The following is a 21,399-nucleotide window of genomic DNA, read 5'->3' as shown; positions in this document are numbered from 1 at the left end:
GGAACGGGCCACCCGGGTACACCGGTGGGCCGCGTCAGCAGCGCCGGTAGATCTCGGTCAGCTCGCGGATCTCGGTGGCCCGTCGCTGCTGGACCTGCTCGAAGAACCTGCTGTTGCGCACGACCGTGGTGTCGTCCCGCAGCCGGCGCTCGATGCGCCGGCGCAGCGGGCGGCGCACCTCGCGGCGGAACACCGACAGGCAGTCGGAGAAGTCCGGGCCGCCCCACGGAATCAGTTCCTGCACCACGCAGCGCAGCCCGGCCGCCCTCGCGTACCGGCGGAACTTGGCCGCCGACATGGTGGGCGCGCGCCAGTGCTCGTTGCCGATGGTGAGCTCGCCGCTCTCCGGGTCGCGGTACTCGTCGACGTTGGAGTGGTGCAGCACGCCGGCGCCGCCGGGCCGGAGCTTGCGCCCGAGCTGGGTCACGTAGGACTCGACGACGTCGTCCTCGGCGTGGATCAGGGAGTCCCAGCTGAACACGAAGTCGATCGAGCCGTCCTCGATCATGTCGAGGGACCTGCCGTCGTTGACGTGGTAGTCGATGTGGTCGTGCTCGGCGAACCGCTCCTGGCAGGCGGCGATGCACGCCGGCACGAGGTCGACCACGGTGAGCTTCTCGCTGGCGGGCACGAGGAACTGGGTCGCCCGGCCGAAGCCCGGCGCGATCTCCAGCGTGTGCGCGGACGGCAGGAACGGGCTCACCCGCGGTTGCAGGAGCCAGGACCACAGCGCCTCAGTGCTGCCGAAGCCGCCCGACCACTCGTCGCCCTTGTCGGACCAGTCGTAGTTCGCCCAACGGTCGCGGTTGTCCTCGACGCTCGGCATCCTGCGGCACCTCCTCGTCCCGCGGAGTGTCGGACGAGGCTAGCGGCCTGAGGGGGCCCGCGACCGCCGCCGAGCGCGTGCGGCCGCTGTGCCCGGAGTGACGCCTGGGGCTGATCCACCCGAAAAGTTGCTGAAAGTAGTGGCGCGGCGCCGTAGAGTGGTGAGCCACGGGGGTCGTGGTCCGAGTCCGACCCCGTCGACGCCGTCGAACGTCCGCGTCCGGCGTCCTGATCCCCCTGGTGAGGAAGAACGTGCACCTGCGCTCCACAACCCGTCGTCGTCCGGGCTCGCGAGAGATCCGGCGAGGAGCCCGGTGGTCGGCCGCCCTCTGGGTGGCCCTGGCCGCGTGCGTCCTCGTCGCGCACGGGCTGTCCGCGGCGGGTGCGCCGGAGGTGGACGGGCGGCCCGGCGACGAGGCCCGCGTCGCCACCGCCGCCGCGGGGTTGCACACCACGATGGGCTTCAACCTGCACAGCGCCGGGCAGTCCGCGGGCCGCCGGGCCGCGTACGTCCAGCAGGCGGCCGATGCCGGCGCGGGCACGGTGCGCGAGACCGTGGGCTGGGCCGACGTGGAGGGCGTCGAGGGGCGCTACCTCTGGGCGTTCACCGACGAGCGCATGCGGCTCACCGCCGGCCGGGGGATCAGCATGCTGATGACGGTCGCCTACTCGCCCCGATGGGCGTCGAGTTGCCCCTACGACCTCCGCTTCTCCAAGTGCGGCCCGGCGGACGTCGCCGAGTACGCGCGGTTCGTCTCCGTCCTGGCCGAGCGCTACGGGCAGGGCGGCCGGTTCTGGGCGGAGAACCCGTCCCTGCGCTACGTGCCGCTCGCGGGCGTCGAGATCTGGAACGAGCCGAACCTCGCGACGTACTGGAAGAACCCCGACGGCCGCCGCTACGCCGCACTGGTCACCGCCGCGCACCGGGCCGTCGAGCGCGTCGACCCCACGCTGACCGTGATCGCCGGCGCGACCGCCTCGGGGACGACGGCCGCCGGCCGGATGATCAACCCGGTCGAGTTCCTGCAGCAGATGTACTCCGCCGGGGCCGGGGGGAGCTTCGACGCGTTCTCCCACCACCCGTACCGCTTCTGGCGGTCCGCCACCGCCGAGCAGATCCTCGCCGTCCACCCCGACTCCGGCTGGTCGCAGATGGGCGAGACCAGGACCTCGTTGCGGTCGGTGATGGTCGCCAACGGCGACGGCGGCAAGAAGATCTGGGCCACCGAGGTGGGCGCCCCCACCCATCTGTTCGGCGTGTCGGAGGCCGAGCAGGCGGACCTCGCCGCCCTGGAGGTGGCCACGTGGAACGCGCTCCCGTGGGCCGGCAATCTCTACTGGTACGGCCTGCGCGACGAGTGCTCCTCGGCCTACGTCACCCAGTGCCGCTTCGGCGTCGTGCGCTGGGACGGGTCGCTGAAGCCGTCCTACGGGGCCCTGCGGGGCGCCTTCGCGGCCGCCGGCGGCTGAGGCGTCCGGGTCAGCGGGTGACGCCGGTGTGCCCCAGCGAGTAGCGGCCCGGCTGCGGCCAGACGCAGAGGCCGTGCGGGCTGTCGGCCACCGGGATCCGCGCGAGGAGCGACCCGTCGGCGGTGGAGAGCACGTAGACCTCGTCGTCGTACCGGCCCGACAGCCACAGCTGGCTGCCGTCGGCGGTGACGCCGCCCATGTCCGGGCTGGCCGAGCCGGGGATGGTCCAGGTGGTGATCAGGGCGCCGGTGTCGGGTTCGAGCACCGAGATCGTGCCGCTGTGCCGGTTGGTCACGTACATCTGCGTGGCGTCGCGGCTGAGGTAGATGCCGTGGGTGCCGTGCGCGGTCGGGATCTCGCCGATCACCTGCGTGGCCGCGCCGTCGAGCACCCACAGCGAGCCCTGGTCGGAGTCGGCCACGTAGAAGCGGCTGCCGTCGGGGGAGAGCTTCACGTCCTGCGGGCCCATGTCGGTGTTGCGCACCGGCATGTCGATGATCCGGACGACGGTGCGCGAGGGGACGTCGAGCACGACCACCCGGCCGGCGAACTCGCAGCTGAACACCGCCGTCCGCCCGTCCGCTGTGAAGTCGGCGTGGTCGATGCCGGCGCACTCGGGGATCCGCAGCCGGCCCACCTCGGCCCAGGTGTGCGGGTCGTAGAACACCAGCGACCGCAGCGCCTCGGCGACGGAGATGGCGTACGCGCCGTCGGGCGTGAAGTACATGTTGTACGGGTCGTCGACCGGGATCCGCGGCCCGTTCGCGCCGGTCACCGGGTCGATCGGGGTGATGGTGTTGCCGATGTCGTCGGTCGCGTACAGCGTCCGCATGTCCCACGAGGGGACGACGTGCTGCACTTCCGTGCCGGCCGGGAAGCGGTGCACCACCTGGAGGGTGGCGGGGTCGATCTCCCACACCTCGCCGCTGTTGTGCGGCACGTAGACCATCGGCCGGGCCGCGGCGGCCGCGGGGCTCAGATCGTCGGCGCCGGTCTCGGAGTACACGTTGGCCGCGTCCAGCACCGGCGGCATCCCGGGGAGCTGGTCGGGGATCGCGGGGGTGGGCTCCGCGGTCGTCGACGGGGCCGGCTCGGAGGCGGACGACGGCGTCTCCGACGTCCCGGAGGCATGGCCGGTGTGGTCGGCGTCCCCGCCGCCCCCGTCGTCCGCCGAGCAGCCGCCGACCGCGATCAGCAGGGCGGCCAGCGTCGCCGTCGTCGTGTTCCGGATCCGCACGTGACCTCCGCTCGCCGGGCACCCCGGTGGGCCGCCGCCGGACACCCTCACACGTCGGCGGGGCCGGCGGAACGGGGTCGGGCAGCAAGCGATGTGCGCCGGGGGACCGCTCCGGGCGCGGAACGGTCCCCCGGCGCACAGTGCGCGTGCCGGGAGGAGGGGCGGAGCGGGGTCAGCTGCCGGCGGCGGGGTCCACGAACTCGACGGTGACGTCCTCGACGCCGAGCGACTCCGCCAGCGCGGTGAGCATGTCGCGGGTGCCGTCCTCGGCGCGCTCGAGCAGGTCGCTGTCGTCGGCGGCGGACTCCAGCTCCTCCTCGGCCAGGGAGTACAGCTCGCTCTCGCCGTCCCCGCCGTCGCCCAGGGCGTCGCCGACGCGGTCGACGAGGCCCCGGTCGCGGTCGAGCACCCGGCTCTCGTCGGGGTCGATGCTCGCCTCGCCCAGCTGTGGGGCGGGCAGCGTGATGGTCGCCGCGTCGCCGTCCGCGGAGAGCTCCACGGCCTGCGCGTCGAGGCCCGAGAAGTCCACGTAGGCGTCGACCGAGCCGGTGGCGAGGAACTGCACCCGCTCGCCGCTGATCACCGAGGGCACCCACGGGGTGTCGCTCTCGATGTCGACGACGACCTGGAAGCTGCCGGTCGCGGCGTGGTACTCGTCGAGGTCGGCGAGGGAGACCAGCAGCGGCGTCGTCGTGCGGTCGACCCGCTCGGAGTCGAAGGGGTTGCCCCAGTCGGCGAGCTGACCGACGACGACGAACCCGAGGGCGACGACGCCCACGCCGACGCCGGTCCTGACCACGGTTGAGGGCAGCTTGGGCATGCGCAAGGACTCCTCGCGTCGCAGGGGGGATCCCCCGGGCCGTCGGCCACGCGGGGGTACCCCGTACAGCGATCCGGCCGGACGTCCCATTCCCACCCGGCCGGCGATTTTCCCGGACGGCTCCCGGCCGCGCGCGCACCACCGCTCCCGGTCGACCCACCGGTCCCGGCTCCGGGCGTGCCGGCTTGCGCCGGCCGGCCGGTGCCGGTGGCATCTGCCCGGCGCACCGTGCCGGTGGTCCGGATCCTCGCCGTCGGGACGGGTGCGCCGGTGGGCCGCGGGCTGCCACGCTGAGGTGGGCCGCCGTCCGGGCGACCGAGAGGACGAGGGGCTCGTGCAGCGAGAGCGGAGCGGGTGGTCGCGGGGTTCGGTCGTGCCCGTGGCCGTGGTCGCGCTGTTCGCGGCGGCCGTCTCCTGGTCGGTCTTCGGCGACTTCCGCCTCGTCGTCGTCGCGGTGGGCGCCGCCGCGAGCGCCGAGCTCGGCTCGTGGTGGCGACGGCGGCACGCGGTCGATCCCGCCGCGGGTGATCCTCCGCCGGCGCCGGACGAGTAGCCGGTCAGGCCTCCGCGGCGGCGACGCCGATCAGGGGACGTACACCCCGGCGACCTCGGTGACCGAGCCTCCGACGACGGTGAGCCGCACGTAGGTGGAGCCGTCGACGACGGCGGAGGTGCCGGCCAGCGCGCCGACCGAGGACACCTCGACCTCCTCCGCCGTCCAGGCGTCGACGTAGGACGCCGGCGCGCCGGGCCGGACGGGCAGCACGGTGACCCGGTCGTCGGCGTCGCGCACGTAGTAGGTGCCGCACTGCTCCCAGCCGTTGTCGGTCACGCCGTCGGCGACGCAGGCGGCGGCCGCGTCGGCGCCCTCGAACCACTCGACGAGGTCGACGTGGACGACGTCGTCGCTCGCGGCGCGCAGGACGCCGACGTGCTCGCCGTCGGGGAGGTCGCTGCCGGCGGGCCCGGAGCCGCGCACGGTGACCTGCCCGGTGACGGAGAACCCGGCACCGGTCCACTCGTAGCCGACCGACGACCAGTGCGTGGGGCAGCAGGTGGGGTCCTCGTCCGCGGGCGTCGGGCCGGAGACGGTGAGCGAGCCGCCGTCGGCGGCCACGGTCGCGCCCTGGAAGGGGATGCCCTCGCCGAGCACCCCGAGGGCGGTCGGCCGGCCCTGCGCGAGGCCGAAGACGACGACGCTCTCGCCGGGCTCCGAGGCGGCGCTGGCGCAGCCGGCCACGACGAGCACCTCGGCGACCCCGTCACCGGTGACGTCGGCCTGCGTGGTGCTCACGGTCGCGTCGTCCCAGCTCGCGGGGGGCAGCCCGTCGGCCACCCAGGCGGCGCGCGAGGGGCAGCCGGCCGCGTCGTAGGCCAGTGCCTTCCAGTCCGGCGACAGGTCCGATGCCGCGGGGGAACCGGAGCCGCCGGTCGCGCACGCGCCCAGCGCCGCGCCGCCGGCCAGGAGGAGCACGGGAACGCGCAGGGCGCGGCGGGTGGGCATCGGGCTGCTCCGGAAGTCGGGCGGGCACGTGCCCGCACTCCGAACATCGGCGCGCAACGGGTGTGGCTTGAGTGGTGGATGTGACGGATGTGACGACGTCCAGTAGGCAGATCTGCGCCGCCCCGATCGCGACACGCCGGGCGTGACCAGCGCGGAGGCCGTTACCGGCGGCGGGGGACCAGCGGCCGCAGCACCTCGACGGCCAGCCAGGTCAGCGCCGTGGTGGCGGCGGTCGCCAGGAAGAGACCGCCCATCTCCCCGGTCGCGCCGGCGGCGACCTGCACGGTCGTGAAGGCGACGGCGCCGACGAGGTTCGAGGCCACCAGCGCGGCCCGCCAGCCCAGACCGGGCCGCACCAGCCGCCAGACGACGAGGTCGGCGACCTGCGCGCCCGCGAACGCCGCCGGGGCGGCCAGCATCCCGCCCGGCGCCTGCTCGGCCAGCACCAGCGTGCCGACCGTCACCGCGGCGGCCACCCACGGCAGCCCGCCGGTGCGGTCGAGGGCGTCCCGCACACCGAGCGTCAGCCCGAGCAGCACCTCGCTCGCGAGCGCGGACAGCCCGAAGCCCACCGCGATGCCTACCGGGTACTCGGCGTCCGCGCGGTCCATGACCGCGACCAGCGCGACGAACGCCGCGGCCAGCAGGAGGGCGAGCACCGGGCGCCGCCGCGCGGGCGCGGGCGCGGGCGGCGGCCGGTGGGGGGCGGGTGCGGGGCCGTAGGGCGCCGGATGGTGCGGGGCGGGGCGGGGCGGCATCGGGCCGTGCGGCCCGCGGTGCGCGGCCGGGCCGCCGTACGCCGGCCCGGCCGCGGCGGCCGGGGCGTACGGCGCCGGCCGGTGCGGTACGGGCGCCGGCTGCGCCGGCATCCGCGGCGCCGGTTGCAGCAGCGGCGTGGGCGAGCGGGGCGGTGGGGCGGCGGGCGACGGGAGGGACGGCGGGAGGGACGGCGGGAGGGACGGCGGGAGGGACGGCGGGAGGGACGGCGGAACCGGCGACGGCGCAGCGGCGCGGGCACCGGGGGGCGGAACGGGAGCCGGTCGCTGCGTCGCCGGCCGGGCCACCGGCGCGGCGGGAGCGGCGACCGCGCGCCGCGCCTCGGCCGCCAGCTGGCCCGCCGTCGGGGTGCGCCGGGCCGGGTCCGTGGCCAGGGCCCGCCGCAGCACGCCGTCGAGCGCGGCCGGCACGTCCGACCGGCGGGCCCACAGCGGCGGAGGCTCGGTGTGCAGGTGTGCGTGGTAGGCGGCGGGCAGGCCGGTGCTCGGGTACGCGCGCATCCCGGTCAGGCACTCGTAGAGCACGCAGGCCAGCGCGTACACGTCCACCCGCGGGTCGACGTCGTGCCCGGTCACGAACCGCTCCGGCGCCATGTACTCGTAGGAGCCGATCGCCGTGCCGGTCTGGGTGATCGCGGCGCCGTCGGTCGACGACCGCGCGATGCCGAAGTCGACGAGGTAGACGAACGGGTCGTCGGGCCGGCCGGTGAGCAGCACGTTGGAGGGCTTCACGTCGCGGTGCACCAGGCCGTCGGCGTGCGCGGCGTCCAGGGCCTCGGCCAGCTGCCCGATGATCGACAGCGCCGTCGGCACGGGCAGCGGGCCCCAGCGGTGCAGCCGGCTCGCCAGGTCCTCGCCCTCGACCAGCCGCATGTCCAGGAACAGCCGGCCGTCGATCTCGCCGTAGCGGTGGATGGGGACGACGTGCGGTCCGCGGAGCCGGGCGGTCAGCCGCGCCTCGCGCTGGAACCGGGCGCGGTACGCGGAGTCGGCGGCCAGGTGCGGGGCGAGCAGCTTGAGCGCGACCACCCGCTGGTGCTCGGTGTCCCAGGCCCGGTGCACCTCGCCCATGCCGCCGCGGCCCAGCGGCCCGAGGAGCCGGTAGGGACCGAAGGTCACTCCCTGCACCCCGCCCCCCGGGTCTCGCCGCCGTGGCCCGAGGGTCCCACAGCGGTCGGGACGGAGGGGCCGTCAGGAGCGCAGCGCGCCGACCTCGCGGGCCAGGGCGCCGCCGCGCCACAGCAGGGTGGGCACGTCCCCGAGGTCCAGCGGCCGCCAGCGCAGGATCCACACGGCGAACACGCCGTCCCGCACGGCGTAGCGCATCGGATCCGACGGCGAGTCGACCGGGATCCCGCCCCGCGGCGTCGGTGCGGCATTCCCCGCGGGCAGCAGCAGCGCCGTCCGCCCGCTGTTGCGCTCGACGACCCGCGCCTCGGTGTGCAGCGCCAGCCGCGCCGTCGGCGGGAGGCCCGGCAGGGCGCCGCGCAGCACGGCCCACGCCGTGCCCGGCACCGGATTGGTCGGGAACGCCGCGGCGTAGGCGCGCGGGTCCTCCGCCGCCAGCCCGCGGCCGGCGGCCTCCGCCTGTACCGCCGCGAGCAGCGCAGGCGGGATCCGCGGCGACCCGGGGCCGGCGGGCGGCGGCGCCGGCAGCGGCTCGCCGAACGCCTGCGGGCGGTGCAGGGGCCGGCACGCGGCGGCCAGCGCGTCGGCGGCGTCCCGGGTCGCGTGCAGCAGCCGGTCCAGCTCCGTCGCGTCGCCGAGGTAGCTGTTGCGGACCAGCCGCACCGTGCCGAAGCGGTACCCCAGCTCGAAGAAGGGCAGGTCCGCGCCGGCCCGCAGGACGGCGGCCATCGGCCCGGCGACCAGCCGCTCGACCAGGCCCTCGGGCAGCTCCGACTCGGCGATCAGCGTCAGCCCCGGCAGCCCGACGGGGGCCAGCGGGATCTCCGCGGACGACGGCCAGAGGCCGGGCGAACGGTTGGTGATCCGGAACCGGGGGAGGAGCGCGGCCTCGGGCACCAGCGCGGCCGCGCCCGTGCACGGCACCCCGATGAACAGGTGGTCGGCCTCGGTCGAGGAGAGGAACCGGCGCGGCGCGCTCCACAGCCGGCGCATCGGCGGGGCCACCGTCACGAACCAGAAGGTGTGGTCGCCGGCCGGCTCGTCGTCGGAGTCCAGCGGCCAGGCGTAGCGCCAGTGCCACAGGCAGACGTCGCGATCGCCGACGTCGCCGCGGACGACGTTGAACTGCAGCTCCGGCTCCAGCGGCAGCGCGGCGAAGTAGCCGCTGGGGTTCTGGCTGCCCAGGTACTGCAGCCCCCGGGACGCCGCGTACCCGGTCAGGTCGACGGCCGGGGCGCCACGCCGGGCGTCCTGGCGGTCCGCGGGCACGAAGGAGGCGCGGCCGGCCATGCGCGCGGCGACGGGCGGGATCGGAGCGGTCATCGTGGGCTCCTCGGCGCGGGTCCCGGGCGGCGGACGGTGCCGGAGGGTAGTGGTGCCGGCGGCCCCCGCGGGAGGCTGGCGAGGTGACGGGCGGGAGCAGCGGCCGCGACCCCGGCGACGTGCTGCGCGACATCGGTGCCGCCCTGGTCGCCGCGGCGCCTCCGGGGACCGCCCGGATCCGCTACCGCGCCACCGCCGTCGGCGCGGTGCGCCGCGACGGCTTCCACGCCGAGACCGCTGCCGGCAACGCCGTCAACGTGCCGGTGCCGGGGGCGGCCCGCGACGGTGTCGAGGAGCTCAAGCAGCTGCTGTGGAACCCGCAGCTCGGCACCTGGCTGGAGCTCGACGTGGTGCTGGACCGGGCCAGCGGGCAGCTCGAGCCGCGGTTCAACCGCACGCACGAGCCGGGTGGGGAGCCGCTGCCCCGGGAGGCGATCGCGGAGGAGCTCCGCCGCTTCCCCCGGCCGCCGTCCGCGATCCCCGCCTGGATGGCCGAGCGGCTCGGCTGACCGTGTGGCCGTCCGGCCGGTCGCCCGCTCCCGGCGGCCGGGGCGCGAGTCAGCCCCCGCGCGTCACCTCGGCCTGGACGATGCCGCGCAGCGCGGTCTGCAGTGCCGCGTCCCCGGCCCGCCACGATGACGCCATGGAGGAACACGTGGACGAGGAGTGCTGCGAGGTGGTGGTCACCGCCCCTGATCCGGAGTGGCTCGCCGGCCTCACCCGTGACCTGGTGGAGCAGCGGGTGGCGGCCTGCGGGCACCTGCTGCCCGCCGTCCGCTCGATCTACCGCTGGGACGGCGAGGTGCACGACGAACCGGAGGCTCGCGTCGGGCTGCACACCCGCCGGGCGCTGGTGCCGGCGATCGTCGAGCACGTCACCGCGGTGCACCCCTACGACGTCCCGTGCGTGATCGCGCTGCCGCTGCGCGGCGGGCATCCGGGGTACCTGGCGTGGATCCGGTATGAGACGGAGGCCACTCCTCCGGGTGGGACGGGCTGAAGGTCGGACGAACCTGTGCCGAAAAGGGGGAGGACCGGGCCGACCAGAGGCCCCGGCGGCCAGGGAGGTGCACGTGCCGGAGTCCGACAGCGCCCCGCAGGACGCGGCGGTCTCCGCCGTCCTCGACGCGCTCTCCTCGCCGGCCCTCCTGCTCGGCACCGACGGCCGGATCCGGCACGCCAACGGCGGCTGGCACGCCAAGGTGGCGGCGCTGGCCGACGACCGGCTGGCCGAGGTCCACCGGACCACCGACTACGTGGGGCTGACGCGCCGGCTGGCCCGGACGCCGGAGGCCCTCGCCTTCGCCGACCGCCTCGACGCCCTCCTCCGCGGCGACCTCGACGAGGTCCGCTACGACTACACGATCTCCTCGCCCGGCTGCTGCCGCTGGTACCGGCTGACGGCGACCCGGCTCGACGTCGCCGACCGGATCATCGTCACCCACGTCGACGTCACCGCCGAGGTGCAGGCCAGCCGCGAGACCGACTGGCTGTCCCGCCACGACCGGCTGACCGAGCTGCCGAACCGCGCCTACCTGCACGACCTGCTGGACGGCGAGCTGCGCCGGACGAACCGCGGGCCGGTCTCGCTGCTCGTGCTGGACCTCGACGGCTTCGCCGAGGTCAACGACACCCTCGGCCAAGAGGCCGGCGACGCCCTGCTGCGGGAGGTCGCCGGGCGCCTGCGCGCGCTGGCCCGGGGAGGCGACAGCGTCGCGCGGCTCGGCGGCGACGAGTTCGTCCTGCTCTGCCCGGACACCGGCGCCGACGGCCTCGAGGCGCTCGCGGAGCGCTGCCGGACGGAGCTCGCCCGGCCGTTCACCCCGTGCGGGCGGACCGTGCGGCTGAGCGCGTGCATCGGCCTCGTCACCACCGGCGGCGCCACGGGTGCCGGGTCGGCGGACCTCGTCCGCGACGCCGGCCTCGCCCTGCACGCCGCCAAGACCGGCGGCCACGACCGCCTCCGCCGCTTCACCCCCGACCTGCTCGCCGCCGCCGCCCAGCGCGCCGGCCTGGCCGCGGAACTGCGCGAGGCCATCCCCGCGGGGCAGCTCGTGCTGCACTACCAGCCGATCATGTACGTGCCCACCCGGGCGTGCACCGGCGTCGAGACGCTCGTGCGCTGGCAGCACCCGACCCGCGGGCTGCTCGGGCCGGGGGAGTTCCTCCCCACCGCCGAGCAGCACGACCTGATGCTGCCGCTGACGCGCTGGGTGCTGCGCGCCGCCGCCGAGCAGACCGTCGAATGGCAGCGGCGCGGCCTGTCGCTGGTCACCGGCGTCAACGTGCACGCCGGCCACTTCGCCACCGGAACGCTGGTCACCGACGTCCTCGGCGCGCTGGCCGACGCGGGGCTGCCGCCCTCGCAGCTGGTGATCGAGCTGACCGAGACCGCCGTCGCCGAGGACTCCGAGGCGGCCGCGGCCCAGTTCCGGGAACTGCGCCGCGCCGGGGTGGAGGTCTCCCTCGACGACTTCGGCAGCGGGTTCTCCTCGCTCAGCCAGATCGTCTCCATGCCCGCGGGCATCATCAAGATCGACCGGGGGCTGGTCGGCTTCGCGCCGGGGCGCCGCCGCCGGTCCGCCGCCGCCATCGCCGCCGTCGTCGCGATGGGCGCCGCCTGCGGCATGCGCACGCTGGCCGAGGGCGTGGAGACGGCCGAGCAGTTCGACCTCGCCGTCGAGCTCGGCTGCACCTTCGCGCAGGGCTACCACCTCGCCCGCCCGATGCCCGCCGACGAGCTGTTCGCGTGGATGGCGGCCCGGCCCGAGCACCGATCCGCCGTCGCTGCCGGCGTCGGCGCCTGACCACCGGTCCCGGCGGCCGAGCCGGGGCGTCCGGCCGTCGCTGCGGCACGACCGGTGCCGACTGGCGGGCGCGCACTACCCTCGACAGACGTGGCTGCTGACTTCTCCGTCGTCCTGGACGAGCTCGACACGACCCTGAAGTCGATCGAGGCCGTGCTCGACGTCGACAAGCTGCGGCGCGAGATCGCCGAGCTCGAGCAGCAGGCGGCCGCTCCGGACCTGTGGAACGACGTCGAGGCCGCCCAGGCGCTCACCTCGAAGCTGTCCTACCTCCAGGGCGACCTGCGCCGGGTCGAGGAGCTGCGCGGCCGGCTCGACGACGTCGGCCTCATGCGCGAGATGGCCGCGGAGGAGGGCGACGAGGGCACCATCGCCGAGACCGAGCGCGAGCTGGTCAGCATCCGGACGGCGATCGCGGAGCTCGAGGTCCGCACGCTGCTGTCGGGGGAGTACGACGCCCGCGAGGCACTGGTGACCATCCGCTCGGAGGCCGGTGGCGTGGACGCGGCCGACTTCGCCGAGATGCTGATGCGGATGTACCTGCGCTGGGCCGAGCGGCACAAGTACCCGACCGAGGTCTACGACGTCTCCTACGCGGAGGAGGCCGGCATCAAGTCGGCCACCTTCGCCGTCAAGCACCCCTACGCCTACGGCACCCTGTCGGTCGAGCAGGGCACCCACCGCCTGGTGCGCATCTCGCCGTTCGACAACCAGGGCCGCCGGCAGACCTCCTTCGCGGGGGTCGAGGTGCTGCCCGTCGTCGAGCAGACCGACCACGTCGACATCCCCGAGAACGAGATCCGGGTCGACGTCTTCCGCTCCTCCGGGCCGGGCGGGCAGAGCGTCAACACCACCGACTCCGCCGTCCGGATGACGCACATCCCGACCGGCATCGTGGTGTCCTGCCAGAACGAGAAGTCCCAGATCCAGAACCGCGCCGCCGCGCTGCGGGTGCTCCAGGCCCGGCTGCTCGTCGTCCGCCAGCAGGAGCAGCGGGCGGAGATGGACGCGCTCAAGGGGGAGGGGAGCAGCTGGGGCAACCAGATGCGCTCCTACGTGCTGCACCCGTACCAGATGGTCAAGGACCTCCGGACCGAGGTGGAGAGCGGCAACCCCGGCAACGTGCTCGACGGCGACATCGACACCTTCATCGACGCCGGCATCCGGTGGCGCAAGCAGCAGGAGACCGTCGCCGCCCAGTAGGGCAGCCGGTCACGATGCCCCGTGTCGTGAGCCTCACAAAGGCGCGAGGACGGCGACGGTGCGTGACCGGCGTCCTGGGAGTCCTCGCCGCACCCGTCACGGTCCGCGAGAACGCTCGGAGCGTTGCCGCCCGAACGGCCGGTGCGCGGGGTCCGGACCGGTACCGTGGCCCCTCGTGATCGAATTGCAACACGTCACCAAGCTGTACCCGGCGAGCGCCCGGCCGGCCCTCGATGACGTGTCCACGGAGATCGACAAGGGAGAGTTCGTCTTCCTCATCGGTTCGTCCGGCTCGGGCAAGTCGACCTTCCTGCGGCTGCTGCTCAAGGAGGACGACCCGACCACGGGCACCGTCGTCGTCAACGGCAAGACGCTCCACACGATGAGCAAGTGGGCCGTCCCGAAGCTGCGCCGCACGATGGGCTGCGTCTTCCAGGACTTCCGCCTGCTGCGCAACCGCACCGTGGAGCAGAACGTCGCCTTCGCGCTCGAGGTGATCAACAAGCCGCAGCGCACGATCAAGCGCGTGGTCCCCGAGGTGCTCGAGATGGTCGGGCTCGAGGGCAAGGCCGGCCGGCTGCCCGGCGAGCTCTCCGGTGGCGAGCAGCAGCGGGTCGCGATCGCCCGCGCGTTCGTCAACCGCCCCCTGGTGCTCCTCGCCGACGAGCCGACCGGCAACCTGGACCCGGAGACCAGCGAGGGGATCATGCTGCTGCTGGAGCGGATCAACCGCACCGGCACCACGGTGATCATGGCGACGCACGACTACCACATCGTCGACTCGATGCGCCGGCGCGTGATCGAACTCAACGGAGGCGTCATCACCCGCGACCAGTCGCGCGGTGTCTACGGGGTCGGCCGCTGAGCCGTCCGCCGTCCGCCGTCTGATCTCACGACAGGAATTCCATGCGCGTCAACTTCGTGCTCTCCGAGGTCGCCACCGGGCTCCGTCGCAACGTCACCATGACGGTCGCGATGATCCTGACCACGGCCATCTCGCTCGGCCTCATGGGCACCGGCCTGCTGATCGCCGGAATGATCTCCGACATGAAGGAGATCTACTACGACAAGGTCCAGGTCTCCATCTTCCTCGCCGACGGCGTGACCGAGGAGCAGCGCGCCTCGGTCGAGGGCCAGCTCGTGCAGTTGCAGGACGAGGGCGAGGTGAAGGCCTTCCTGTACGAGTCCAAGGAGCAGGCGTACGAGCGCTTCCAGGAGCAGTTCAGCCAGCAGCCCGACCTCGTGCAGAACACCCCGCCGGACGCGCTGCCGGAGAGCTTCCGCGTCGAGCTGGTCAACCCCGAGCGCTACGACGTCATCGCCGCCGAGTTCCCCGACGGGGTGGACGGCGTCGACCAGGTGCGCGACGAGGGCGACTTCCTCGACCGGCTGTTCAGCCTGCTCAACGGCGCCCGGAACGCGACCATCGCCGTCGCCGTGGTCCAGGCGCTGGCCGCCCTGCTGCTGATCTCCAACACGATCCAGCTGGCCGCGTTCAACCGGCGCAACGAGACCAACATCATGCGGCTGGTCGGCGCCTCCCGCTGGTACACCCAGCTGCCGTTCATCCTCGAGGCCGCGCTGGCCGGGCTGATCGGTGCGCTGCTCGCCATCGGTGGCCTCGTGCTCACCAAGCTGCTGTTCGTCGACAAGGCGCTGGCCGGGCCCATCAAGGCCGGGATCATCCCGCCGGTCGACTGGGCGGAGATCGCCTTCATCAGCCCGATCATCGCGGCCGCCGGGGTGGGCCTGGCCGCGACCGCGGCCTACGTGACGCTGCGCCTGTACGTCCGCCTGTAGCGGGGCCCCGCCCTGCCGGGAGGATCCAGGGCGTGACGACGACGGCGGCGCCCCTGGCCCTCGTCCGGGACCTCGCCGAGGACCTGGACACCGGGGCGGCCGACGTGCGGCCCGTGCTCCGCGAGCTCGGCGCCGCCGGGCTGCTGGGCCCGGCGGGCGAGCCGCTCGGCGACGCGGTGGCGCTGGTCCGGGCGGTGGCGGCCCGGTCGCTGGCCGCCGGGTTCGCGCTGTGGTCGCAGCGGATGGTGCTCGAGTACCTCGGCTGCTGCCCGGCCCCGGGCGCGGCCGGAGCGGTCGCCGCGCTCCGGGCCGGGGATACGACCGGTGCCACCGCCCTCGCGCCGGCGATCGCCGACCTGGCCGGTGGTCCGCCGCTGCCGCTGCTGGCGGAGCCCGAGGGCGGCGGGTGGCGGCTGACCGGCACCGTCGGCTGGGCCTCGAACCTGTTCGACGACGCGCTCGTCGTGGCTCCCGCCCGCACCGTGGCCGGCGGCCGCGTCGTCGTCGCCTTCCGCCGGACCGACGCCGGGGTGACGGCGACGCCGCCCTACGCGCTGCTCGGCCTCAACGGCACCGGCACCGGCGGGCTGGTGCTCGACGGGGTCGCCGTCCCTGCCGGGCTGGTGCTCTCCGACGACCTCGCCGGCTTCCTGGCGCGGTGCGGCCCGCCGATGCTGCTCCTGCAGACCGCGCTCGCGCTCGGCGTCGCCGATGCCGCGCTGGACTCCGCCGCGGCCCACCTGCCCGGCACCGGCCTGGACGTCGACCACGCCGCCCTCGCCGGCCGCCGCGACGAGGTCGCCCGGGCCACCGCCGGCCGGGCGGGCGGCGGGGTGGTGGCCCCCGCGGGACCGGCCGCCGGGCGCCTCGCGGCGGTGCAGGTCGCCGGGGACGCCGTCCGGCTGGAGGTCGTCCTCGCTGGGGGCGGCGGCTACCGCACGGGCAGCGGCACCGCCCGCCGCGTGCGCGAGGCGGCGTTCCTCCCGGTGCAGGCCCCCACCGCCGTCCAGCTGCGCCGGTAACCTGGTGGGATGCCGCGGGAGAAGGGCCAGAAGTACATCGCCCAGAACAAGAAGGCGCGGCACGACTACTCGATCCTCGACACGTTCGAGGTCGGGCTGGTGCTGACCGGCACCGAGGTGAAGAGCCTGCGCGCCGGCCGGGCGTCGCTCGTCGACGGCTTCGCCAGCATCGACGACGGCGAGATCTGGCTGCAGCACGTGCACATCCCCGAGTACACCCAGGGCACCTGGACCAACCACGCCCCGCGCCGCAAGCGCAAGGTGCTCATGCACCGCTCGGAGATCGACAAGCTGATCGGCAAGACCAAGGAGGGCGGGCTCACGCTCGTCCCGCTCGACCTGTACTTCAAGGACGGCAAGGTCAAGGCCACCCTCGCGCTCGCCAAGGGCAAGAAGAGCTACGACAAGCGCCACGACCTCGCGGAGCGGGACTCCCGCCGGGAGATCCAGAAGGCGTTCGGCCGCTACGTGAAGGGCCGCCGCTGACCGCGTCCGCGTAGTGGTCGCCGGTGCCGCGGCGCAACGAGGCACCGGCGACCGCACCGCGGCGGCCGGGCGGGCCACGGCCTCCCGAGCCGGTGGCAGCCGGCCCGCCTACGGTGATCACCATGCGTGGAGTGGCGTACGACCGGTTCGGGGACCTCGACGTCCTGCAGCTGCGCGACGACCTGCCCGATCCGCCGGTGGGCCCGGACACCGTGCTGGTCCGGGTGCACGCCGCCGGCGTCAACCCGGTCGACATGGGCATCCGGGCCGGCGGGCTGCGGACGTTCTTCCCGCACCGCTTCCCGATCATCCCGGGCTGGGACGTCGCCGGCGTCGTCGAGGCGGCCGGGCCCGCGGTGGTCGACTTCGCGCCGGGCGACGAGGTGTTCGGCTACGTCCGCCGCGACGACGTCCAGTGGGGCACCTACGCGGAGTTCGTGCCCGCGCCGCAGCGCTGCCTGGCGCACAAGCCGGCGTCGCTGTCGTTCGCCGAGGCCGGGGCGCTGCCGCTGGCGGGGCTGACCGCCTACCAGGCCCTCACCGAGGCGCTCGAGGTCGGCGAGGGTGACCGCGTGCTGGTGCACCGCGCCGCGGGCGGGGTCGGCTTCAGCGCCGTCCAGATCGCCGTCGCGCTGGGCGCGCACGTGATCGGCACCGCGAGCCCGCGCAACCACGGCTTCCTCCGCGAGGCCGGCGTGGCCGAGTGCCTCGACTACTCGGCCGGCCCGATCAGCGGGCAGCTGTCCGCACCGGTCGACGCCGTCCTGGACCTCATCGGCGGCGACGCGCTGGCCGACGCCCCGCGCCAGCTCCGCGAGGGCGGGCGGCTGGCGAGCGTCGTCGACCCCGGGGTGCGCGACCTGGGTGGGCGGTACGTGTTCGTCCGGCCCGAGCGGCACGACCTGGAGGAGCTGGGCCGCCTGGTCGACGACGGTCAGCTCCGGGTGCCGATCGCGAAGGCGTTCGGTCTGGACCAGGCCGCCGAGGCCCAGCGGCTCGTCGCCGAGGGCCACGTGCGCGGCAAGGTCGTCGTCACGGTGCGGTGACCGTGCAGCCCCCGGCGGACGACGCCGACGTCCCGCGGTACTGGCGAGAGCTCGGGCTGCCCGGGCTGGTCGACGTGCACGTGCACTTCCTGCCCGAGCGCGTGCAGGCCAAGGTCTGGGCCTACTTCGGTCGGGCCGAGGCGTACTACGGCGCGCCGTGGCCGATCACCTACGCCGGGTCGGTGGACGAGCGGCTCGCGGTGCTGGACCGGCTCGGCGTCCGCGCCTTCTCCACGCTGCCCTACCCGCACAAGCCGGGCATGGCGGCCTGGCTCAACGACTGGTCGGCCGAGTTCGCCGACGCCCGCCCGCAGGTGCTGCGCTCGGCCACCTTCTTCCCCGAGCCGGAGGCGCCGGCCTACGTCGCCGAGGCGCTCGACCGCGGCGTGCAGGTGTTCAAGGTGCACGTGCAGGTCGGCGGGTTCGACCCGCGCGACCCGCTGCTCGAGCCGGTGTGGGGCCGGCTGGCCGAGACCGGGACGCCGGTGGTCATCCACTGCGGCTCGGGCCCGCTGGCCGGGGCGCACACCGGGCCGCAGCCGATGGCGGGGCTGTTGGACCGGCACCCACGGCTGCAGCTGGTCATCGCCCACCTCGGCATGCCCGAGTACCGGGAGTTCCTCGACCTGGCCGAGCGCTTCGAGCGGGTGCACCTGGACACCACGATGTTCGCCACCGACTTCACCGAGCGGCTCATGCCCTTCGACCCGGCCGAGCTGCCGCGGCTGGCGGCGCTGCGCGACAAGGTGCTGCTGGGCAGCGACTTCCCGGCCATCCCCTACCCCTACTCCCACCAGCTGGCGGCGCTGCACCGGCTGGGCCTGGGGGAGGAGTGGCTTCGCGCCGTCCTGTGGCACAACGGCGCCCGCTTGTTCACGATCGGGGCGTGACCCCGACCGTCCGCCTCACCGCCGCCGTGCTCGGCACCCCCGACCCGCGCGGCCTGGCCCGCTTCTGCCAGCGGCTGCTGGGCTGGCCGATCCGCGACGACACCGACGAGTGGGCGACGCTGCGGCCCGAGGGCAGCGCGGGGCTGTCCTTCCAGCTCGAGCGCGACCACGTGCCCCCGGTCTGGCCGCAGGAGCCCGGGGCGCAGCAGATGCAGCTGCACCTGGACTTCGAGGTCGACGACCTGACCGCCGCCTGCGAGCACGCGGAGTCGATCGGCGCGCGGCGGCTGGGCGGGCACAGCGACGCGGACGAGGCGGTCGCGGTCTACGCCGACCCCGCCGGCCACCCGTTCTGCCTGTTCGTCTCGTTCGGCTGAGGGCCTGCCGCGCGCGACGGGCTCCGCGGTGTCGCCGTCAGTAGGGTCGCGCGCATGGTCGCCGCTGATCGCCCCGCCCCCGAGCTCGCCGTCCCCGCCGTCGACCCGAGGCTGGCCAACCGGGCGCACGGGGCCGTCGAGCCGCTGCACAACCACCTGTACTTCGCCCCGGAGCAGGAGGAGCACCTCACCGCGGTCGGCATCCGACCCGGCCGGATGTGCTACTTCGCGGCGCGGTCGGCGCCGATGGGGGCCGTCGGCCCCGGCGTGGTGACGGCGACCTTCTCCAACTTCTCGCCGGCGATCGTCGCCCGGCACATCCCGCGCGCCTGGACGCTGGCCGCCCCCGAGCAGGTCGTGGGCGCCCGGCTCGCCGCCGCCCGCGCCTCGCTCACCCGGCTGCTCGGCGAGGCCGCGACCGGCCCGGAGATCGAGGAGCTCGCCGGCCTGCTGCGCGAGGCGTGCAGCGCGCTGACACCCGAGGGCCGCCCGCTCTACGCCGGGCACGCCGACCAGCCCTGGCCCGAGGAGCCCCTGCTCCAGGTCTGGCACGGCGCCACCCTGCTGCGCGAGCACCGCGGGGACGGGCACGTCGCCGTCCTCGTCCGGCACGGGCTGTCGGGTCTGGAGGCGCTGCAGAGCCACGTGGCCACCGGTCGCGCCTTCACCCCGGCCTTCGCGCAGGCGCTGCGCGGCTGGACCGACGAGGAGTGGGCGGCCGGGGCGGAGCGCCTGGCCGAGCGCGGGCTGGTCGTCGACGGCGAGCTCACCGACGCCGGGCTGGCGCTGCGGGCGGAGCTCGAGGCCGAGACCGTCGTCCTGGCGCTGGAGCCGTGGACGCACCTGGGCCCCGAGGGGACGGCGCGGGTCGTCGAGCTGGGGAAGCCGCTGTCGGCCCGCCTCGCCGGCGGGGGCGCCTATCCGGACGGCGTCTTCGCGTCCCGCCGGTGATCGTCTCGAGCTGAGAACCCGCGCGTTCTGGGTCACACTCGCCGCGGAGGTGGGGACCGTGACGGCGACCGAGAACAGGCCCGGCAGCGTGCAGCGAACCGACGTCGACGCAGCCTTCCGGGGGAGCGCGACCTACCGCAGCCTCGGCGAGCAGCAGCTCAGCCCGGCCGAGGAGCGGTTCGAGAAGGGCCGGCGCACCGTCGGCCTGTTCCTCGCCCCGGTCGTCAGCGTGGTGTTCGCCCTGCTGCCCCTGGACATCCCGAACGACCAGCAACTGCTGGGGGCCGTGCTGCTCGGGGTCATCGTCCTGTGGGTCACCGAGCCGGTGCCGATCCCGATCGGCGGCCTGATCGGCGTCGCGGCCATCGTCGTCCTCGGCGTGGTGCCGGCCGACGACGCCCTGTCGCCGTTCGGCTCGACCACGGTGTTCACCTTCATCGGCGCGTTCATCCTCGCCGCGGCCATGCTCAAGCACGGCGTCGCCCGCCGGTTCGCGATGTTCATCCTGTCGCTGAGGTGGGTCGGCACCTCGACCGCCCGGGTGGTCATCGCGTTCGGGCTGATCACCTGCCTGCTCTCGGCGTTCGTCTCCAACACCGCCACCGTCGCGATGCTGCTGCCGACCGCGCTCGGCATCCTCACCGTGATCGCCAAGCTCCTGCAGGACAAGGAGCTGGTGAAGCCCGACTTCGACCCGCTGCGGCTGCGGGTCGGCACCGCCCTGATGCTCATGCTCGCCTACGGCGCGAGCGTCGGCGGTCTGATCACGCCGGTCGGCACGCCCCCCAACCTGATCGGGCGCGGGCTCATCGAGGAGGCGACCGGGGAGAAGATCGGCTTCCTCGAGTGGATGCTCATGGCGCTGCCGATCTGCGCGCTGATGTTCGTCGCGCTGACGATCGTGCTGCTGCTGCTCAACAAGCCGGAGATCCGGCGGATCGAGGGCGTCGCCGAGTACATCGAGGCCGAGCGCGCGCAGATCGGCCCGTTCTCCCGGGCCGAGCGCAACACCGTGATCGCCTTCACCATCACGGTGCTGCTGTGGATCTTCCCGGGCGTCGTCGCGCTGGTCGCCGGCACCGAGTCCGAGATCTACACGACCATCAGCGACCGGCTCGACGAGGGCGTCGTCGCCGTCCTCGGCGCCTCGCTGCTGTTCCTGCTCCCTACGGACTGGGGGTCGCGGGAATTCACGCTCAACTGGTCCGACGTCGCGAAGATCGACTGGGGCACGATCCTGCTCTTCGGCACCGGCATCATCTTCGGCTCGCTGCTGGCCGACACCGGCCTGGCCGAGACCATCGGCACCAGCTCGGCCGACTGGCTGGGCCTGACCAGCACGTTCGCGATCACGATCTTCGCCGTGATCCTGGCGATCATCATCTCGGAGACGACGAGCAACACCGCCTCGGCGGCCGTGGTGGTGCCGATCATCATCCCGGTCGCGGTGGCCGCCGGCATCGACCCGTTCGTGCCGGCGCTCGCCGCGACGTTCGCCGCCTCGTTCGGGTTCATGCTGCCGGTGTCGACGCCGCAGAACGCGATCGTCTACGGCTCCGGCGTCGTGCCGATCACCAAGATGATCCGGTCGGGCATCAGCTTCGACGTGCTCGGCGCCCTGCTGATCGTGATCCTGCTGCCGGGGCTGATCTCGCTCGTGCTGCGCTGACCGGCCCTCCGGCAGGGGAACACCGGGGGAACGACGGGTGATCTCCGTCCCGGAGCGGGCCCGGC

The 21,399-nt window shown here is 74.6% G+C and carries 21 protein-coding genes; 15 read left to right on the top strand and 6 right to left on the bottom strand.

Annotated elements, in window-relative coordinates; translation table 11 throughout:
* Positions 1-34 precede the first annotated feature (34 nt).
* Positions 35-826 (bottom strand): class I SAM-dependent methyltransferase, encoded by a 792-nt coding sequence (locus tag BMY88_RS07570; RefSeq protein WP_091941811.1) that lies wholly within the window; start codon positions 824-826, stop codon positions 35-37.
* Positions 827-1,158: 332 nt separating this feature from the next.
* Between BMY88_RS07570 and BMY88_RS07565 the strand changes: the two genes are divergently transcribed.
* Positions 1,159-2,295 (top strand): glycoside hydrolase family protein, encoded by a 1,137-nt coding sequence (locus tag BMY88_RS07565; RefSeq protein WP_091941809.1) that lies wholly within the window; start codon positions 1,159-1,161, stop codon positions 2,293-2,295.
* A 10-nt stretch (positions 2,296-2,305) separates the two neighbouring features.
* Here the strand turns inward: BMY88_RS07565 and BMY88_RS07560 are convergent, their stop codons facing one another.
* Positions 2,306-3,532 (bottom strand): YncE family protein, encoded by a 1,227-nt coding sequence (locus tag BMY88_RS07560; protein ID WP_211435548.1) that lies wholly within the window; start codon positions 3,530-3,532, stop codon positions 2,306-2,308.
* Between the two features lie 172 nt (positions 3,533-3,704).
* Positions 3,705-4,352 carry a DUF4230 domain-containing protein gene (locus BMY88_RS07555; protein ID WP_244524522.1) on the bottom strand — a complete coding sequence of 216 codons (648 nt, stop codon included), beginning with the start codon at positions 4,350-4,352 and terminating at the stop codon, positions 3,705-3,707.
* A 373-nt stretch (positions 4,353-4,725) separates the two neighbouring features.
* On the opposite strand from BMY88_RS07555, the gene BMY88_RS23310 reads away from it, so the two are divergent.
* Positions 4,726-4,905, top strand: a complete 180-nt coding sequence (locus BMY88_RS23310) for a hypothetical protein (RefSeq protein ID WP_139220424.1) — start codon at positions 4,726-4,728, stop codon at positions 4,903-4,905.
* 30 nt (positions 4,906-4,935) lie between these two features.
* Here BMY88_RS23310 and BMY88_RS07550 read toward each other — a convergent pair whose 3' ends face one another.
* The 3 genes from BMY88_RS07550 to BMY88_RS07540 all read right to left on the bottom strand — a co-directional run bounded on the left by BMY88_RS07550 (position 4,936) and on the right by BMY88_RS07540 (position 9,083).
* Positions 4,936-5,856 carry a hypothetical protein gene (locus BMY88_RS07550; protein WP_091941805.1) on the bottom strand — a complete coding sequence of 307 codons (921 nt, stop codon included), beginning with the start codon at positions 5,854-5,856 and terminating at the stop codon, positions 4,936-4,938.
* A 161-nt stretch (positions 5,857-6,017) separates the two neighbouring features.
* A complete protein-coding gene (locus BMY88_RS24125; protein WP_211435547.1) occupies positions 6,018-7,751 on the bottom strand; it encodes a serine/threonine-protein kinase in 1,734 nt (577 codons plus the stop codon).
* A gap of 72 nt (positions 7,752-7,823) precedes the next feature.
* On the bottom strand, positions 7,824-9,083 hold the full coding sequence (locus BMY88_RS07540) for a hypothetical protein (protein ID WP_091941803.1): 1,260 nt from the start codon (positions 9,081-9,083) through the stop codon (positions 7,824-7,826).
* A gap of 83 nt (positions 9,084-9,166) precedes the next feature.
* On the opposite strand from BMY88_RS07540, the gene BMY88_RS07535 reads away from it, so the two are divergent.
* The 13 genes from BMY88_RS07535 (at position 9,167) to BMY88_RS07475 (ending at position 21,334) form a co-directional block, all read left to right on the top strand.
* The gene (locus BMY88_RS07535) at positions 9,167-9,592 is read left to right on the top strand and encodes a hypothetical protein (protein WP_091941801.1); all 426 of its coding nucleotides are present in this window, start codon (positions 9,167-9,169) and stop codon (positions 9,590-9,592) included.
* Between the two features lie 134 nt (positions 9,593-9,726).
* Positions 9,727-10,083, top strand: coding sequence for a divalent-cation tolerance protein CutA (gene cutA, locus BMY88_RS07530; protein ID WP_091941799.1), 357 nt, complete (start codon positions 9,727-9,729; stop codon positions 10,081-10,083).
* Positions 10,084-10,156: 73 nt separating this feature from the next.
* Positions 10,157-11,890: a putative bifunctional diguanylate cyclase/phosphodiesterase gene (locus BMY88_RS07525; RefSeq protein ID WP_244524521.1), complete on the top strand. Its 1,734-nt coding sequence runs from the start codon at positions 10,157-10,159 to the stop codon at positions 11,888-11,890.
* Between the two features lie 90 nt (positions 11,891-11,980).
* The gene (gene prfB / locus BMY88_RS07520) at positions 11,981-13,093 is read left to right on the top strand and encodes a peptide chain release factor 2 (RefSeq protein ID WP_091941795.1); all 1,113 of its coding nucleotides are present in this window, start codon (positions 11,981-11,983) and stop codon (positions 13,091-13,093) included.
* A 175-nt stretch (positions 13,094-13,268) separates the two neighbouring features.
* Positions 13,269-13,958 carry a cell division ATP-binding protein FtsE gene (gene ftsE / locus BMY88_RS07515; RefSeq protein ID WP_091941793.1) on the top strand — a complete coding sequence of 230 codons (690 nt, stop codon included), beginning with the start codon at positions 13,269-13,271 and terminating at the stop codon, positions 13,956-13,958.
* A 41-nt stretch (positions 13,959-13,999) separates the two neighbouring features.
* Positions 14,000-14,893 carry a permease-like cell division protein FtsX gene (gene ftsX / locus BMY88_RS07510; protein WP_091941791.1) on the top strand — a complete coding sequence of 298 codons (894 nt, stop codon included), beginning with the start codon at positions 14,000-14,002 and terminating at the stop codon, positions 14,891-14,893.
* A gap of 32 nt (positions 14,894-14,925) precedes the next feature.
* The gene (locus BMY88_RS07505; protein WP_091941789.1) at positions 14,926-15,915 is read left to right on the top strand and encodes a hypothetical protein; all 990 of its coding nucleotides are present in this window, start codon (positions 14,926-14,928) and stop codon (positions 15,913-15,915) included.
* A 9-nt stretch (positions 15,916-15,924) separates the two neighbouring features.
* Positions 15,925-16,401, top strand: a complete 477-nt coding sequence (gene smpB, locus BMY88_RS07500; protein WP_091941787.1) for an SsrA-binding protein SmpB — start codon at positions 15,925-15,927, stop codon at positions 16,399-16,401.
* Positions 16,402-16,523: 122 nt separating this feature from the next.
* Positions 16,524-17,447: an NADP-dependent oxidoreductase gene (locus tag BMY88_RS07495; protein ID WP_091942341.1), complete on the top strand. Its 924-nt coding sequence runs from the start codon at positions 16,524-16,526 to the stop codon at positions 17,445-17,447.
* Entirely contained in the window at positions 17,444-18,337 is an 894-nt protein-coding gene (locus BMY88_RS07490; protein ID WP_091941785.1) for an amidohydrolase family protein, read from the top strand. The genes BMY88_RS07495 and BMY88_RS07490 overlap by 4 nt, the downstream gene beginning before the upstream one ends.
* Positions 18,334-18,714 carry a VOC family protein gene (locus BMY88_RS07485; protein ID WP_091941783.1) on the top strand — a complete coding sequence of 127 codons (381 nt, stop codon included), beginning with the start codon at positions 18,334-18,336 and terminating at the stop codon, positions 18,712-18,714. The genes BMY88_RS07490 and BMY88_RS07485 overlap by 4 nt, the downstream gene beginning before the upstream one ends.
* A 54-nt stretch (positions 18,715-18,768) precedes the next feature.
* Positions 18,769-19,665, top strand: coding sequence for an SCO6745 family protein (locus tag BMY88_RS07480; RefSeq protein WP_170861005.1), 897 nt, complete (start codon positions 18,769-18,771; stop codon positions 19,663-19,665).
* A 58-nt stretch (positions 19,666-19,723) separates the two neighbouring features.
* A complete protein-coding gene (locus BMY88_RS07475; RefSeq protein WP_170861004.1) occupies positions 19,724-21,334 on the top strand; it encodes an SLC13 family permease in 1,611 nt (536 codons plus the stop codon).
* The last annotated feature ends 65 nt before the right edge of the window (positions 21,335-21,399 follow it).

Source organism: Trujillonella endophytica (assembly GCF_900110555.1).
Classification (GTDB): domain Bacteria; phylum Actinomycetota; class Actinomycetes; order Mycobacteriales; family Geodermatophilaceae; genus Trujillonella; species Trujillonella endophytica.
Note: the sequence above shows the minus strand (reverse complement) of the source record. Positions and strands in the feature narration are given on the sequence as shown.